This is a genomic window from Spirosoma pomorum, assembly GCF_054776615.1.
Genome location: NZ_BAAHBP010000038.1, coordinates 84,621 through 101,707, shown reverse-complemented (window position 1 = coordinate 101,707; position 17,087 = coordinate 84,621). Strand labels below are relative to the sequence as shown.

The following is a 17,087-nucleotide window of genomic DNA, read 5'->3' as shown; positions in this document are numbered from 1 at the left end:
CAGTAGCGGCAAGAAACGGTGATAGTTACCATGCAATCCAGACGAAAAGTCCATCTTTACGTCACTACCCTGTATTCTTTTTTACCATTGAAGATTATGGTAGAAGTTGAATCACGAACCGCATCCACCAGTATTGAGTCGGGTCGATAGGTCAAGAAATACAGCGAGGAGTCACTCGTTTTGATCCGACTAATTTTCCCTTCTTGGTTGTATTCAAGATAGTAGTTAACGGGGGTTTTACGAACCACATCACTACCGATCTGCTGCCGCTCAATGAGCTGATTTTTGCTATTGTATTTGTACTTAAAGGAAAACTCTGTGGTAGAAAGTACCTTGTGCCAACCTAAGCTAAAGGTTACCCCAGAAAGAAGGGTCTTGCCCGGTACAGGCTCACTTGATCGGCATCCTTGAAGGCTTAAAAGGGTAACGAGGATAAGAAAATACTTCACGGGTTTGGTTTTGATAGAGAAAGAAGAATTGGTCAGCAAAACGGTCGTGATTTAACTATGGACTTTTTGCCTTAACTGCATTGAGTCGTCGATCCGTGCGCAAGTTTATAAAGGTTGCTTATTGGCATTGATACTGATAATCAACAACATATATAGATGTTGACTGTACAGGGTCCTGGTAATATTTACGTGTAACCCGTCCCTCCTGATCGTACTTATACTGGTAATTTATGATGTAATTCCCTGGGTTTGGCTTTCCAAAGGAATCATAATCAACTCTTTTCTCCCGTACTAACAAATTCTTACTTTGTTTGCCCCACTGCATTGTTACGGTGGGCAAATTCTGTTTTGTCAGATCATATTCATAAGCGTAAACACTTCTGCCTCCATCATATTCGACGTCTTCTGTGACTATATTTTCATTCATTACGGTGCGCTTTATTGTAAAACCGCCAATAACTAGTTTCGTCTGAAAACCGTCAGAATCGTATACATACTGGTTTGTTGAACCAAGCAATTTAATGATAGCCCCTTGCGCATTGAGAATCGATGTAAACTTATTAGGATAAAAGCTTAGCAACGTATCAGGATGAGGGTAGCTGTATTTATACGTCTCATTAAGGGGATTACGGTTGTACTCATAGCTATCTGTTTGTATCAATCTGTTTTCACTATCGTATTTATACGCATAATCATAGGTAACACTAACCGTGTATTTTTTACCATCAATATCAATCTCTTTACCAGTTGACGAGGAAGTAGAGTGTTGCGTTGTTTGTTTAACAATTAGGCATTTAGACGGGGAACGATCTACCGAATTGGAGGTACAGGCTGCCAGTAGAAACAAAAAGGCAGCGTGAATTAAGAAAAGTTGGTAAACAGATTTTTTCATTGGAGTGAATTAGATATTAGTTGAAAATACTGTACTCGGATAAAGTCTCGGACGTCCGCTAATCTATACAAGATAACAGCCGGTATAATACCAAAAAAGCCTGATGCAGTTTGCGTCAGGCTTTTTTGGTATTATACCGGCTGACAAACTAAATCCACTAGTACTGCTCGTAGCTATAAGTACTTCTGCCTTGATTGGCTGGGTCCGATTTGATGTTAGTCACTCGGTTCGTTAACAGTCCATTTCCATCATACGTTGTCGACTGCGTATCGGAGACAATATTGTTGCGGTTGTAAATGGGTTCAAATCCGTCAGGAGAACCTAATAGATTATAGAACGGATTAGCCTTGTCATCAAACTGATAGGTGACTGTACTTGGGGCAACACTACTACCGATCAAGTACTTGTAATCTATCTGAACGGCATTGCCATTTTGGTAGGAGAAGTCTCGTTGGTCGCGCGTACTAACTTGCCCATCGACGTAGAAAGTGGAGATCTGGCGGCTGGGGTAGGGCGCGTTGGCTCCGTATTCAAACGTATAGACTGAGCTAACGTAAGCCGGGGCGTTAGGGGGCATGAAGTAGCGAGTGATGGTGGTGATATTACCCGCTTGGTTGTAATCGTAGGTTAGATAGCTGCTGTTGGCGATAGGATTGCCATCCGAAGGCTTTCGGTCAAGACGCACGAGCTGCCCCTGGGCGTTATAGGTTAAGTTCGTAGCAAAGAGCCCACCGTTAAATCTCTCAGTGTAGCTGGCCAGCTTACCCGACGGTCCGTAGGTGAAGGTAAAGGCGTAAGAACTTCTTGATTGAGCAAAGGTGTATTCTTTAAGTCGGAATCGAGGTTGTGTCGGTGGGGCAAGCTGGTGATCCTGGCAACTAAAAAGGATCAAACTGCTGATCGTAGCGATCAGAACGAGTAAACGAAAGGAGTGCATATAGATAGAAATTTTGGGCATATTTAGTGACATATACCTTGCTATCCTAGTGCCCGATGCCTTAACCTATTACCTGGATTGATTAAATACACGTTTGGTTACTTTTACCTCAATCAAGCATTGCTGGGTTCCGTCTGTCGGTTTATCGCAGTCAGGCAGCTATTTACTGAGTCTGAATTCTGCTTGATGCTATTCAGCTAAAAAGACATCTAAAAAAACACCCGGATTAAGAATACGTAAATTTATCTCTGTCCCGCAGGGGAGCGTTTAATATGAGATCTAATGACTTCGGCTATCTGCTTGAAATGAGCGAAATTACCAACCATATCCGCTTATTTATGGTTTTTGGGCGAGCTGTTCCAGCAAGGGGCCGATTTCTTGACTCTCCACAGTTGGTGCTTGTTGGTAGGCTAGCTGACCAGCTTTGTCGAAGATCATGTATCGCGGAATCGCTGATACCTTATACTGCTTGAAAAAGCTGGCCGAGTTGTAATTAAGCACTAAGTAATTATTCGCGTAGCTGGCTAGATTCTCTTTGTTCGACGCGGTTTGCCAGGGTTTCATAGCCGAATCGATGGAGAGATAAAGGAACACCACATTCTTATTCTCCAGACTCTGGCGTAGCTCCCTAGAGCGAGGCAAAGCCTGTCGGCAGGGTACACACCAGCTCGCCCAAAAGTCGACGTAAACGACTTTGCCTTTGTGGCGTTTGACCAACTGGTCCAGGGTCTGCTGCTGGCCCGTTGGGTTGACCAACACCACCGAGTTGGTCGTTGTGCGGTTCTCGGCAAATTCGAGCTCGTATTTTTCTTTCATCGACTGAACCACCGCTGTATCGCTTGCTTGCTCTATAAAGCGCTTGTAGTAAGTCAGCAGGTCGTTTCTGGAGAAGGTGTCGCCAATTCGATTGACCTCGCGACTAAGTAGGTAATCTTGGTCTCTCTTGGGAAAAAGGGAGCTCTGACTGAGGAGTTGGTAGACCTGCCGGTAGTCGCGATTGACAAAGTCTTTTGCATTCCAGAAAGGTGCTTTTGCCGCCACTAAGCGGTCAGCTACCGTTTCCAAAAACTGACGCCGGTACAGCTCAGGATAGCCAAAGGAATTGGGTTGTTGTTCCCGAAAAATTGCCTGGAGTTGCTGCTCGTTCAGACGACCCGTTTGCGTATCGACGATGTGCTTGAGGTTAGTTAGCTTATGTTTATAAAAATGGTAGATATCTTGGGAAAGAGGTTGTTGCTGATGCAGGGAATCTAGCCGCGCTGCTGCCCTGTCTAGATAGGCGCTCGACTTTGCGTAATACTCCTGCATGATTTCCTGCTTGATTGCTGCGCTTTTGTTTAGTTGTTGCTCAAGGGGAATTTTGGATAGGCGTTCCTTCATCACCTTGTCGGAAAGTATACGCTGAGTGAGTAATGCATGCGCGCCAAAGAACTGTCCCACTGGGGTGTATGCCTGTACCGTAGTTGGCTCCCTGAGCAGTGTCTCCACCTCGTAGTCATTGGGGGCGGCCTTTCGGTTGAGTACGGTCATCTTGGGCAACCCGTTCTGATAGTCGACGGCCACGCTATCCCCGTTTCTGAACAGATAATCAGCAGAATCGAAGTAGTTGATCGTATGTCTAACCACCACATATCCCTGCTTGGTGTTTACCCTTATTGTCTTGGGGATGGTATTAGGCTTGACTTCGACAAATTGCCGTTCCCCTCCCTCGTAGATCGCAATGGTGTGTAACATCTGAGCTACAATGGTTTTCGTGTACGCGAACTTGGCGTCAGTGGGCGATGGGCTGACAAACGTCAGCACGAAGGGGCGCTCCTGAGCGGGCTTGTCTGTTTTTATTCCGGCGGTGGCAGGAAAGCAGCTCGTCAGGAAGAAGAGGGCCATGACGAGTCCGGCTATCGCTTTCTTCAGGAAAGTTGAGTAGTCAGTCAACATATGTTTATGCTAGTGTTAGCTGAAAAGCATAAGCCACACGTTTACTACTAGACACGACTGCCGGCAACATAAAAAAGCCCGACCACATCGTAGTCGGGCTTTTCCCATTTTTTCCACACCGTAGAATGATGCCCAAAGATACTGGCTTGGTGATTTAAGCAAGTACCGTGTAGTATATATAGGACAAAAAAGTATATACATTATTAACCGGCCAACTGCGTCGCCAGTCTTCGGGCCGACGCCACCGCCCCTTCCATGTAGCCGGGCGACTCAGTGGCCGTTTCCGTCCCGCCCAGATACAGCTTCCCATTTAGATACGGTGTTTGCAGTAAAGCATGGCCGTTGTTCTGGTGGGGCCGGTGAATGACGGGGTTACCCGCCACGATGAATTCATCGTTCCAGACTTTATCAACGTAGGCCGTCGGCGAAAGCGCTTCTTCACCGAACAGCTCCCCCAGCTGACGTAATACGAGTTCCCGGCGTACGTCCTGCGTAAAGGAAGCCGTTTCCCCGTTCAGAAAACCCGTAAAGCCAAACCGCTGGCCGTCAGCGCTCGTGTGATCGTATAGTTCAACCACTATGCCCGCGTGACTGTAGAGCATCCCCGACAATCCTTTGTGGCGCCAGAAGGGAGTCGCGTATTCCACCGCAAATTTGAGCGACCCACCCATCCAGGTCTGCACCGTTGGCAGCAGGTCGCGGGTGGCGGAGGGGAGTTCGGGGGTTACTTTGATGCGCGCAGCCACCTGCGGGGGCAGACAACAGATCACCCGGTCGGCCTGATACGTTTGCCCGGTTGCCGTTCGAACGACGATACCTTCCAACTCCTCCTGAACCTCGGTTACGGGGCTATTCAGGTGAACGGAATCGGGCATGAGCTGCCGGGCCAGGGCGTCAATCAACTGGCTCGTCCCTCCTGCCAATCGAAAAGACGGCGCTTCAGAAGCCGGAATAAAGAACTTTTGCGCGGGTTCGAAGGACTTGGTCTGAAACAGGGAGATTCCTTCCGAAAACTGGGGGAACGTCCCTAAGCCAAGTTCCTCGATCAGCGCCAGCAGCTGGGGATGCCGGTCCGAAAACCAGGTAGCTCCCAGTTCGAGCGGTGTCGATAAAGCACCCGCCAAGGTTTGAATTCACCCGCCTAACCGGGACGATGCTTCCAGAAGCGTTACCTTGGCAGATTTGGCTTGTAGAAAATAGGCTAAGCTTAGACCGCTCAGGCCGCCACCAATAATAAGTACGGTATCATTCGATTTCATCGACCCAAATTATCATTTTTTACCCGAAGCACGGCTGTTGCTCATCCATCTGGGGGTGCCAGAGCGTCTTCGTCCTGGCTCAGGCCACCCGCAGGGCTGTTAAGTTCTTAATTTGTCTCTGATAGTGACCAAATTTCCTTCGGGTAACTATACCCCCCGCCCCCTAAAGGGGGAGAAAACCGTGAATAAGCTTCTCACTCTTTAGGGGTTGTTTGGGATAGTGTTTTTGTCATCCCGACGTCAGGAGGGATCTTCGGTAAAAGGCGGTTTTGTTTGCTTCTAGCGAAGATCCCTCCTGACGTCGGAATGACAAAAAAGGCGATTTTGTGATCCTGAAATTGCTCTCCAAACAACCTCTAAAGGGGAGGAAATCGTGAATAAGCTTCTCCCCTTTAAGGGGCGGGGGGTAGATTCCCCTAGAACTTAGCAGCCCTCCGGCCACCCGGTTCGACGGCAGGAATATGGCCTGATCTGAAACAGGCATCACCTACCAGGTACTGCTAATAAATAGTTTATACAACCCGTGTTCGGCCTTCTACTTTCCCTCTCTTCCGGCGAAGTCAATTCTCCTAAACAAACTCGTAAAAAGTCTTCTTCCAGTATTCCAGCTTGATCAACGTAACGTTATACTACTCACAGTCAGCAGTTTATTACATATCATTATGATCATATTATTTTGATAACATTCCATTAAAACTCGATTAACATTAGAGCGATAAACTTGTGGTGTTTTTCTACTTATCCTCTAGTAAAATGGATGTTATTCTAGTTTATCAACGCGTAAGCAGGCTTATTCTAGTGCCCTGCAAACAGGCGCTGTTGGGTATCCTGCTCCTCTGTTCCTGCGTTTTACACGCCCAAAATCAACCGCTAAATCTTCGCGGGACCGTCGTGTCAAGAGCTGACGGGGGCACCTTACCGGGAGCCACCATTTCGGTGAACGGGAAGGGCGTGAACGTAACAAATGCCGACGGTCGGTTTCAGCTACAAGTTCCCGCCGGGAGCGAGGTGAGCTTCACGTCGGTGGGTTTTCAAACGCACCGCTTCAAGGCCGACCGGAACGAAACCAACCTTGTTATCTACCTCGAAAACGCGCAGAAAGATCTCAATGAGGTCGTCGTTACGGCGCTGGGTATCAAGCGGGAAGAAAAAGCGCTGGGTTACAGCGTCTCGACAATCAAGGAAGACCAGATTACTCAGGCCCTGCCCAACAACTGGTCAGATGCGCTGAAGGGCAAAGTGGCGGGTCTGAATATTCTCCAGACAGGTTCCGGCCCGCTGAACTCGGCCCGCATCACGTTGCGCGGTGACCGTTCACTGGACCCCAACAAAAATGAAGCGCTGATCGTGGTCGACGGTATACCGATGATAAACGGCAAAGTTAGCTCCGGGGTGGATCAGGCCTACGGCGCGGGAGCCAGTGGAGCTGACAAAGACATTCCGATTGACTTCGGCAACGGCCTGGGCGACATCAACCCGGACGATATTGAGACGGTTACCGTCCTGAAAGGCGCGGCCGCGACGGCGCTGTATGGTAGCCGGGCCGGGAACGGGGCGCTGGTTATTACGACCAAATCCGGGAAGCGCAAAGGGAAGGGAGTCGGCGTAACGGTCAATTCCAATTTCAGCGTCAACGATGTGTTACGTTGGCCCGAGTACCAGTATGAGTATGGTCAGGGAAACCTAAACCGGAACGCTACGGGCGAGCTGTATTACTCGTATGGTTTGTCAGCGGACGGCCCCAACACGGGGTCTACGTCGAGTGCCTTTGGGCCTAAATTCAACGGCCAGCAGTATTTCCAGTACGATCCCGACCGGGAAGGCCAGTCGCCGGAGCGCCGGTTGTGGCAGCCTTACAAAGACAACATCAAAGGCTTCTGGCAAACGGGGCACACGTTTACCAACAGCGTTGCCGTAGAAGGCGGCTCGGACAACTTCACGGCCCGGGCGTCCATTACGCACACCACGAATGAATGGATCATGCCGAACACGGGCTTCAACCGGTTGGTCGCGTCGCTGAACACGGGCATCTCCCTGTCGAAACGACTGAAACTGAACACAAAGCTGAGTTACACCAGCAAAAACAGCGATAACCTGCCCGGTACGGGCTACAACAACCAGTCGATTGCGTACTTCATGATTTTCCAGAATCCGAACGTGGACCTGGCCTGGTACGAACCCCGCTGGAAAAAAGGGCAATACCAAATTCAGCAGATTCACCCTTTCAGTTCGTACATCGAGAACCCGTACGTCATTGCCTACGACATGATCAACAGCCTGAACAGCACCAACATCATCGGTAACATTCAGGCGCAGTATACCCTCTCTCCCAAACTGGAACTGATGGTTCGGTCGGGCCTCAACACCCGGCAGGATCGTCGCGAGCAGAATCGTCCCTGGAACACGGCCAACTTCCCGCAGGGGTATTACAAGCAGCAGGATGTCATGTTCATGGAGTCGAACACAGACGCGTTGCTGACCTACAAAGATCGCCTGAGCAACAATTTTGACGTGACGGCTTCGATCGGGGGCAACCGCATGAGTAACGAGGTCAAACAGAACAACGCCGTGGCAAGGGGTCTGCTGCTGCCCGGCGTGTATAAGCTGTCCAATGCGCTGGAGCAATCCATTGCCGACAACATCCTGACCCAGCGGCAGATCAACAGCGTTTACGGACTGGTTAACCTCGGCTGGCGCGACATGATTTTCGTGGACATCACGGGACGTAACGACTGGTCCTCTACCCTACCCAGTTCTACCAGTTCTTACTTCTACCCATCGGTGAGTACGAGTTACGTGCTGAGCGATCTGTTTGCCCTGCCTTCGGTTATTTCGTTCGCCAAGGCCCGCTTGTCCTGGGCACAAGTTGGGACGGACACCGACCCCTACCGCACGGCTAAGTATTACGACAAATCAACGTTTCCCGGTTCGGCGAACTCCCCATCGACTCTCTTCAATGGCAACCTGAAGCCGGAGATTTCGACCTCTTGGGAGGCTGGTCTGAACATATACCTGTTTAAGAAGCGCATCAACGCGGACCTGAATTTTTATTCGAATACGACGGTCAACCAGGTGCTCATGGTGCCGATGGACGTAACGACGGGTTTCGGCTCGGCTTTCATCAACGGCGGCAACGTACGGAACCAGGGAGTCGAGGTGATGCTGTCGGGTCAGCCCGTCCAGTCGAAAAACTTTACCTGGGGGGTTACAGCAACCTGGGCGAAGAACAAGAACGAGATTCTGGCGCTGAGCGATGCTATTGAGAGCAATCAGCAGATCATTGCGACCAGCGGCAACGCGTCCATTATTGCGACCAAAGGCGGCAGTACGGGCGACATCTGGGGCTATGGTCTGGTTCGGAATGAGTTGGGGCAGGTGGTCTTCGATGGGGCTACGGGTCTGGCAGTTCGGCCAACGGATATTACCCGGATTGGCAACGCTTACGCCAACTGGCGCGGTGGCCTGCAAAACGAGTTTGCCTACAAAAATCTGAAGCTGAACGTATTACTGGACGGCCAGTACGGCGGGATCATCTACTCACAGACCCACCACAAAATGACCGAGCAGGGCAAGCTGAAGCACACGCTGTACGGTCGCGAAACAATGACCATCGTGGGTGATGGCGTCGTGCAGAACGAGGATGGTTCTTACAGCCCGAACACCAAGCCAGTAGCCATCAACACCTGGTACGCCGATTACTACCGCCGGGCCAACGTAGAGACCAACAGTCTGGATGCGTCGTACCTGAAATTGCGCGAAGTTCGGCTGGAATACGCCCTGCCCCGCTCGCTGGTTAGTCGCTGGAAAATCTCCGGGGCCAGCATCGCCTTCTTTGGCCGCGATCTGGCGATGATTTCCAAGTTCCCCATTTTCGATCCCGAGACGGCCTCGCTGAACGGCGCGACGGTGGTGCCGGGCGTTGAAATGGGCCAGCTGCCTACGCCACGCACGTGGGGCATTAACCTGAATCTAAAACTCTAATCGAACGGACTGTTCGACCCGAAGACAATTGTAATCAATGAAAAAAGTACTTCTTTATCTAGCAACCGTAGCGCTGGCCTCTTTCTCCTGCACGACAGGCTTCGAAGAGCTCAACACCGACCCCAACCGCATTGACCAGGTGACGCCGGGCAGCTTACTCACCCCGATCATTTACGGCATGAGTGATTATTTCACGGTGCGTAGTCACGAGTTCACGGGCCAGATCATGCAGACGAACTTGCCGAACCCCAGCGTTGCCAACGGGGTGCACCGGTACGACGTAACGGAATCGGCCGGGAACGGGACCTGGAGTACCTGCTACACCTGGCTACGCAACGTTCGGGAAATGGAACAGGCCGCTGATACGTATCAACAACCCGTTTACAAAGCAGTAGCCGCCACGCTGAAAGCCTACATCGTCGGTATCCTGACGGACTCATTCGGGGACATTCCGTACTCGGAAGCGATGCAGGCCGAAAACGGCGTTGCTCAGCCCGTTTTTGACGAGCAGAAAGACGTCTATGCGGACCTGATTATCAAACTGGAAGCGGCTAACACAATCTACAAGGAAAGCGGCAGCATGTCGGGAAACGACCTGTTGTACAACAACGACAAGGCGAAATGGCAGAAGTTCAACAACTCGCTTCTGCTGCGGTTGCTGCTGCGGACGAGCAAGAAAGCCGATTTTAACAGCTATGATCGGCTGAAAGCGATCATCGACAAGCCAGCGGATTACCCGATTTTCACCAGCAACACGGATGCCGCACTGGTGAAAATTTCGGGATTGACCCCGTACGATTATGCCTGGGGCCGTCGGCAGGATTACGTCAATTTTGAAGCGATGAGTTCGTTTTTTGTGGACATGCTCAACGATCTGGCCGATCCGCGTAGGGCGCTCTTCATGACGAAAGCTACCCGCCTGGAAGGTACAACCACGGTTGATCTGGGTTACCGGGGGATTCCCAGTGCCCACTCGGGAAACGAATCGCAATTCAATTTCAATCCCAGCACGCCCAATGGTGATCTAATGATCTTTACGACCCTGGGCACCGAGATCACCGAGGTGATCATGACCTACGCCGAAGTGGAATTCATCAAGGCGGAAGTGGCCCTGCATTTCGGCAATCGGGCCGCGGCTAAAACGGCCTACGACAAAGGCGTTACAGCCGCGGTTACCCAGTGGAAAAACGGGGTACTTCCAACGACGTATCTCACCAGCACCAAAGCTGCTTTCAATGGAACGCTGGAGCAAATCATGACTCAGAAGTATCTGGCGCTGTTCTTCAACGATTATCAGCAGTGGTTCGAGTATCGCCGGACGGGCTTCCCGGTGTTACCTAAAACCCAACATATGCTTCATAATGGCGTGATGCCGACGCGCTTCATGTACCACAACGACGTACGCCGTTTCAACCCCGATAATCACAAAGCTGCGGCCGCCCGCATCGGTGGCGACAATGTCATGACGAAAGTCTGGTGGGAGAAATAAGCTATCGTTCTACGGGAAACCGTCCAGAAACTTATCTTAACTATGCTAAATCGACGTAATTTTCTTCAGCAGATCGGCTGGTCAGGGGCCGCGCTCACCGTTGCCCCAACCGCGCAGGCGCCCCCCTCAGCATCGGCGGTAGTCGCGGGTACTACGCTGATCGGCCGTGTTCACAGTCAGGGCAAAGGCATCGCGAACGTAGCGGTTACAGACGGGTATACCGTTGTCAAGACAGATTCATCCGGGCGCTACCAGTTGAACGCTAAAGACGGTGCCGAGTTCATTCACCTCAGTCTGCCGGCGGGTTACGCTTTCCCGCAGGAGCGGGGCATGGCCCGTTTCTTTCAACCTATTGTCGCCAAAAATGGGACGTTCAGCGCTGATTTTGCACTGGATAAACTACCGACCGACGGCACAAAACACCAGTTTGTCGTTTGGGCCGATCCGCAGATCATTTCTAAAAAAGACGCCGAACTGCTCAAAACTCAGGCAGGTCCCGATTTACGTGACCTGGTAGCATCGTATCCCAAAGGAACACTTTTTCACGGCATTGGCTGTGGCGATCTAGTCTGGGATCATTTCGAACTGTACGACGACTACAAAGCAGCAGCCGGGATGGCTGGCATTCCGTTTTTCAACGTCATCGGTAACCACGACCTGGACCTGGACGCCCGCACGGACGATTATTCCGCCCGGACATTCAAGCAACAGTTTGGCCCGACGTATTACTCGTTCAATCGGGGCCAGATTCATTACGTTATGCTTGATGATGTGTTTTTCATCGGGACGGCAAAAAAGTACATCGGCTACCTGACCGAAAACCAGTTGCACTGGCTCGAACAGGACCTGTCGCTGGTAAAGCCGGGCTCGACGGTCGTTGTGAGTCTGCACATTCCTACGCAAACGGGGCACAAACGCCGGAACAACCTGAAAGAGGAAGAACTGGGCGGCAGCGTATCGAACCGAAAGCAGCTCTACGACATGCTGAAGCCGTTCAAGACGCACATCATGTCGGGGCACACCCACGTCAACGAAAAGTGGGAATCTGATAACGTCATGGAACACGTACACGGCACGGTATGCGGGGCCTGGTGGACGGGTCCCATCTGTAGCGACGGGACTCCGAACGGCTACGGCGTGTACGAAGTGGACGGGGGTGACATTCAGTGGTATTATAAATCGACGGGTAAGCCCCGTGAGCACCAGCTCCGGATTTACGAGAAGGGACGCTATAAAGACGCGCCGGATCAGCTGGCGGTGAACGTTTGGAACTGGGACCCGAAGTGGAAAGTTGAATGGCTGGAAGACGGCGTGCTAAAAGGACAGCTCGAACCCAGCGTAGCGCTGGACCCCTGGGCGGTGGAATTATACGCGGGACCGGAACTGCCCAAAAAACATAAGTTTGTCGACCCCTCGCCCACCGATCACCTGTTTTTCATCAAACCGTCAACCGACGCAAAAACCATTGCGGTACGAGCTACGGATCGCTTCGGTACCGTATTCACGGAACAGTTGACCCTTGCTTGACATGTAGGCTAATCAGTTTTTTTTGCTACGTAAAAAGCAGCTTCGAATAAGTATCGAAGCTGCTTTTTACGTAGCAAATTCAGCCGTTAATTACCAGCGTTCAGACAATATCTCCTGCTTAGGGAGCGGACTCCCCTAGGGCGGTTAGCAGCAACGCCTTCACCTCAGCGCCCTGCCCGTTCGGAACCGACGTCGCCCGGAGCAGAATTCGCTGCTGACCACGGAGCAGGTCCAGTGTTCCCAGTGGCAGCAAAGCCCATGCCTTCTCGTAGACTTCCTTACGCGGAATCCGGTCGGGACTGGATTTCAGGGGTGGATCGAAACTACGTTGTATCGTTTGCTGGAGTGTTTTCTTCCCCACCGTAGCGGTCAATTTCGTTCCGCGAGCTGCAGCCGGAGCCGTATACTGTAAACTCAGTTGGTACCGGCCCGGCCGATCCACCAGCACATCCCACCAGATCGAATCAGCAGGTGAACTCCAGTTTATCAGCCAGTCATTAGCCCAGCCATTACCCTGTTTGTACCGGACCGCACCCGAAAAATGGGCTTCGGGCGCCTGCAACAGCACCCGTTTACCCGCCACTGGTGCTGGTCGGGTCGGTTCAATGTTTCGGGAAACATCCCTAAACCAGCGTTCGTAGGCATCTTTCAGCGTTTGTACCTGCTCGGGCTGTCTGGCAGCCAGATCAGCCGCCTGCGAGGGGTCGCGACGCATATCGTAAAGCTGGGTTTGCCCGTTTTTCAGCGTTAGCCGGTATTGAGCCGTGCGAACACCACCCGGTTCGGCGGGAAGTTGGTTGCCGCTCATCCCGGCAACGTGCGTAAACAGCAGCCGGTCGGGCAGGGTATCCGTTCGACCTCGTAACAGCTCGGCCAGACTACGGCCATCAAGTGGATGAGTCGGCGTCACGCGCAGACCGCACAAATCTACCAGCGTCGGCAGCAAATCGATATGGGCTGCATTGGGGCGAATTCGGGTTTGGGAACGAATAGTACCAGGCCAGCGCACAAACAGCGGCACCCGCACTCCCCCTTCGTCCACCGATCCTTTGATTCCCTTCATATCGCCATTGAACCGATGGCCGTTAGGACCGTTATCGGTCGCGAAGACAACAATCGTATTGTTGGCCAACCCCAGCCGGTCCAGTTCCGCCAGTAGACGCCCTACGTTATCATCCACGTTTTCGACCATGCCGTAGATGCTGGCTTCTTCATCGTTAAGTCCTTTAGCCTTGTACTTGGTAAAATACCGGTCGGGTACCTGGTGGGGACTGTGAGGAGCGTTGAAGGGTACGTAACAGAAAAAATGACGGGCTTTATTTTTCCCGATGAAGCTCAGCGCAGCATCGGTCAGTACGTCGGTGATGAACCCCTTTGTGTTCACCATCCGGTCGTTGTGCTGCAGCTCGGTATCAAAATAATTATTCCAATGGCCCGCGCAGAAGCCCAGAAACTCGTCAAACCCCTGCCCGTTGGGGTCTTCGGGCGCGTTTTCACCGTTGTGCCACTTGCCGAAACAACCGGTCGCGTAACCGTTCTGGCGGAAGACCTCGGCCAGTGTGAGTTCATCGGCACGCATGCGTTCCCAGCCCTGGGTCACCGAAACCGTCCCCGTGCGCAGGTGATAGCGACCTGTGAGCATACTAGCGCGGGTGGGCGCGCAAAGGGGACTAACGAAAAAGCGGTCAAACTGGGCGCCACTGCGAGCCAGTCGGTCGAGATTGGGCGTTTCGACGAACTTGTTCCCGTGTAGACTCAGATCTCCCCAGCCCTGATCGTCAGTCAGAATGAATAACATGTTGGGGGGCACATCGGCTGCCAATCTGCCAGTCGCTGGCCGCTGGACCATCCACGCGCTGAAAACCAGCGCGGCCATTCCGATCCAGAAAGGAGGTTTCATCACAAACATCTATTAGTCGAGTAAATTCGGGAGCCAGTGGTTTGGCCTGACTGCTCCTATACTGATTAGGCGGATAGTTTGCCGCTACGGTTTAGCGTGGCGTAACTCCAGCCCGACGGCCATGCGCGCTTTGAATCCAGGCCATCCTTCCGCGTCAGCCGTCTCCGGTAGAGTCAAATACTTACCGTATTCCATTCCTTTTAGGTGGAGACCTAAAAAAGCGGTCACAAAGTGCTGATTGATGTTATTGATCCGGTGCTCATTCCAGGCTGGCTCGGCATAGTGCATGTACTCATCGGCGGATACGCCGGGTAGCATGGAGGCCGACGGAGGTGGATTGGGTGCCACATTATGGCGGGCATTGAGGTAAGTGAGCATATACCGGTCCGAATTAACCGCGCCGTCGTAGATTGCTTTGACGCCTTTTTCGTAACCGGACACATCATCCTTGCTACCAGCCACCAACAGCGTAGGCAGCGTCAACCCAGCCAGGCCGGTGGCGTCCCAGACGCCACGCTCCATACCCCAGGGCGCGAATGCAACGACTGCTTTAATGCGCGGGTCCAGCGAGGCTTTGTAAGCAGGTGAAGCTTGCGTACGGGGTTCCAGCGCCGTACTGCCCCCGGCCATCTGTCCGAACAATTTCAGCGCCTGCGGACTATAGCCGGCTCCGGCTACGTTAAGCACGCCGTAGCCCCCCATCGAATAACCAATTAGGGCTGTATTATCGGCGTTGAGCAAGCCCGCCAGAAAACTTGTGCTGTTTTTTTGCGCGAGCCGGACCATTTCGTCCAGCACAAATTTATCGTCCAGGGAACGGTTTAACAACGTACTGGAAAAGGCCGCCAGATCGCCGTAGGTCGACTCAGTGTGATCGATGGCCGCTACCACGTATCCCTTGGAGGCCAGGTTTTCGGTCAGATACGTCAGCAACAGTCGCGAACCGGGATAACCGTGGGAGACAATCACCAACGGATAAGCTCCGCCACTTGGATCAGGCTGTGCATCGCGCAGGGCCCGCCCCTGGAACGTAAACGGAACAAGTGGTCGTTTGGGATCGTTGGCTCGGCCCAACGTGGATTGATAGGTGACCGTTGGTTGCTTGTTGGCCCCCGCCTGGGCCGGGTACCATAGTTCAACCGTCAACGGACGGTCATAGAGCGGATGTTGACCGGCGCTTCCGTGCAGTACGTCAACCTGGCCCGGATGGACCAGTTTTATCGTTCGTACCCCTACTGTATACTTGCCCCGAGCTGCCAGTTCCGGGGCGTTGGGGAGCAGATCCCCGTTGATGAACTGATCACCAGAAGGCTGGGCGTTAACAAGTCTGATTGTAATCAGCAGGAAGACAAGTAAAAGACAAATTGGGCGGTTATTCATGAATGCAGCAAAGTGGGTTCGTTTGCCAACTTGATGCTAGACAAGATACAGATCAGAGTTGACAGCTACTAAACGTTACGGGCCTGTTCTCCTACCCTATCCGCCGTCAATTAAATCATGTCGACTTGGTATTTGACTTGGCAGTCTCCCCGCGCCCTGACAGTAAGCCCTCCCTGTTGCTATTCGATTAGCACATCTACCTTGACTAGCGTCCTTCCCAATCCTGCAGATACAGCCGGGTACCGTAATACTGCATCTTCTCATCAAACAGATGCTCCCGTTCGACTATGTACAATGTTTCAGCGCAACCCGGCCAGAAGTTCTGCCGGACATCGACGGGGATTTCCAGCCAGTCATTGCTGTTGGGCATAAACGGTAGCTCTATTTTGGGCTGTCCTTCGAGGTAATCGCTGTGTTGCAGAAATAAGGTAAACATGACGTGCGGAATAGTTTGTATATGTTCAAAGTGGTCACAAGCCTGCGCGTACGTAATGGCAGCGGCCGTTGTCTCTTCCCTGATCAATTCGTTACGTAAAAATCAAAGTTGTTTTCCTGTTCTCAAGTTAACGCAGCTGGACGCCATGCGCCTGCCCCTGGGCCACACGGATAGACCTAGCTCTCCGGAGAAGCCCGGGACAAATTTTATTCATCGTTACGGCTTCAGTTAGGTATCACATATCACGCCCGAAGCCTTTGTGCTTGCCCCCACCCAGCCAGACGGTTGGCCGGGCAACCATCCGGAACCAGTAATTACTTAAGCTAAGCATGTAATCTTTCCAGCCGTCGAAACTATAAGGCTTAATACTGAAATAGTTAGCCCCCAGTTCGTAGGAGTCTTTGTTGGCGGCTTCATCCTCAAGATGCGTCAGGACGACTGTCGGGATAAGCCGCCATTGGGGATGCTGGCGTATGCGCTCCAGAAAGTCTAATCCACTTGGCCCGACGTGGAGATCGATATCCAGCAGAATCAACTGGGGCGCGGGTCCTATCGTTTCCCGTAAGTAAGCCACTGCCTGGGCGTAGTCCCGTACGACGTGGATACGGGCGTTAGGAAATGTTTCGTGGGCTGCCCGCTTCACGACCTCGGCAATGTGGTCTTCATCGTCAACTAAAAGAATGGGAAAGTCAGCCAGCATCAGCATACGTAAATTAAAACGACAGGAACGGGATTGAACCGAAGTAAACTGCTCTTTACGTTGAGTCAATCAACAAGCAACCATATAACTACTGATCAGGCTCCTTTGTGTAAACTAAAAACGCTTTTAACGATATAGCATTCATTCTCGCTCAAGCGTATTCTTACAGCGCGTGCGGATCGGTGCACAGATTATGTGAGGC

Annotated in this window: 14 protein-coding genes; 4 read left to right on the top strand and 10 right to left on the bottom strand. The window is 51.9% G+C overall.

What is annotated here, in order from left to right:
* Nucleotides 1–56 precede the first annotated feature (56 nt).
* The 6 genes from ACYVAD_RS23865 to ACYVAD_RS23840 all read right to left on the bottom strand — a co-directional run bounded on the left by ACYVAD_RS23865 (nt 57) and on the right by ACYVAD_RS23840 (nt 5,472).
* Complete coding sequence (locus tag ACYVAD_RS23865) at nt 57–449, bottom strand: hypothetical protein (RefSeq protein WP_461142063.1); 393 nt, start codon at nt 447–449, stop codon at nt 57–59.
* A gap of 118 nt (nt 450–567) precedes the next feature.
* A complete protein-coding gene (locus ACYVAD_RS23860) occupies nt 568–1,341 on the bottom strand; it encodes a hypothetical protein (protein WP_461142062.1) in 774 nt (257 codons plus the stop codon).
* A 157-nt stretch (nt 1,342–1,498) separates the two neighbouring features.
* Nucleotides 1,499–2,278 carry a hypothetical protein gene (locus ACYVAD_RS23855; RefSeq protein WP_461142061.1) on the bottom strand — a complete coding sequence of 260 codons (780 nt, stop codon included), beginning with the start codon at nt 2,276–2,278 and terminating at the stop codon, nt 1,499–1,501.
* Between the two features lie 336 nt (nt 2,279–2,614).
* Nucleotides 2,615–4,213, bottom strand: coding sequence for a TlpA family protein disulfide reductase (locus ACYVAD_RS23850; protein ID WP_461142060.1), 1,599 nt, complete (start codon nt 4,211–4,213; stop codon nt 2,615–2,617).
* A 203-nt stretch (nt 4,214–4,416) separates the two neighbouring features.
* Nucleotides 4,417–5,337 carry a flavin monoamine oxidase family protein gene (locus tag ACYVAD_RS23845; RefSeq protein WP_461142059.1) on the bottom strand — a complete coding sequence of 307 codons (921 nt, stop codon included), beginning with the start codon at nt 5,335–5,337 and terminating at the stop codon, nt 4,417–4,419.
* 9 nt (nt 5,338–5,346) lie between these two features.
* A complete protein-coding gene (locus ACYVAD_RS23840; RefSeq protein WP_461142058.1) occupies nt 5,347–5,472 on the bottom strand; it encodes an FAD-dependent oxidoreductase in 126 nt (41 codons plus the stop codon).
* A gap of 753 nt (nt 5,473–6,225) precedes the next feature.
* Between ACYVAD_RS23840 and ACYVAD_RS23835 the strand changes: the two genes are divergently transcribed.
* From ACYVAD_RS23835 to ACYVAD_RS23825, 3 genes are read left to right on the top strand one after another with little or no spacing between them, the layout of a single operon-like run.
* Nucleotides 6,226–9,453, top strand: coding sequence for a SusC/RagA family TonB-linked outer membrane protein (locus ACYVAD_RS23835; RefSeq protein WP_461142057.1), 3,228 nt, complete (start codon nt 6,226–6,228; stop codon nt 9,451–9,453).
* A gap of 37 nt (nt 9,454–9,490) precedes the next feature.
* Nucleotides 9,491–10,942: a SusD/RagB family nutrient-binding outer membrane lipoprotein gene (locus ACYVAD_RS23830; RefSeq protein ID WP_461142056.1), complete on the top strand. Its 1,452-nt coding sequence runs from the start codon at nt 9,491–9,493 to the stop codon at nt 10,940–10,942.
* Between the two features lie 42 nt (nt 10,943–10,984).
* Nucleotides 10,985–12,469, top strand: coding sequence for a calcineurin-like phosphoesterase C-terminal domain-containing protein (locus ACYVAD_RS23825; protein ID WP_461142055.1), 1,485 nt, complete (start codon nt 10,985–10,987; stop codon nt 12,467–12,469).
* Between the two features lie 118 nt (nt 12,470–12,587).
* Here ACYVAD_RS23825 and ACYVAD_RS23820 read toward each other — a convergent pair whose 3' ends face one another.
* On the bottom strand, nt 12,588–14,267 hold the full coding sequence (locus ACYVAD_RS23820) for an arylsulfatase (protein ID WP_461142054.1): 1,680 nt from the start codon (nt 14,265–14,267) through the stop codon (nt 12,588–12,590).
* Here ACYVAD_RS23820 and ACYVAD_RS23815 point away from each other — a divergent pair.
* A complete protein-coding gene (locus tag ACYVAD_RS23815) occupies nt 14,257–14,385 on the top strand; it encodes a hypothetical protein (protein ID WP_461142053.1) in 129 nt (42 codons plus the stop codon). The genes ACYVAD_RS23820 and ACYVAD_RS23815 overlap by 11 nt on opposite strands.
* Nucleotides 14,386–14,453: 68 nt before the next feature.
* Here ACYVAD_RS23815 and ACYVAD_RS23810 read toward each other — a convergent pair whose 3' ends face one another.
* From ACYVAD_RS23810 to ACYVAD_RS23800, 3 genes are all read right to left on the bottom strand, one after another.
* Nucleotides 14,454–15,749: an alpha/beta hydrolase family protein gene (locus ACYVAD_RS23810; protein ID WP_461142052.1), complete on the bottom strand. Its 1,296-nt coding sequence runs from the start codon at nt 15,747–15,749 to the stop codon at nt 14,454–14,456.
* Between the two features lie 205 nt (nt 15,750–15,954).
* Nucleotides 15,955–16,185 (bottom strand): hypothetical protein, encoded by a 231-nt coding sequence (locus tag ACYVAD_RS23805; RefSeq protein ID WP_461142051.1) that lies wholly within the window; start codon nt 16,183–16,185, stop codon nt 15,955–15,957.
* A 235-nt stretch (nt 16,186–16,420) separates the two neighbouring features.
* Nucleotides 16,421–16,885 carry a response regulator gene (locus tag ACYVAD_RS23800; protein WP_461142050.1) on the bottom strand — a complete coding sequence of 155 codons (465 nt, stop codon included), beginning with the start codon at nt 16,883–16,885 and terminating at the stop codon, nt 16,421–16,423.
* Between the last annotated feature and the right edge of the window lie 202 nt (nt 16,886–17,087).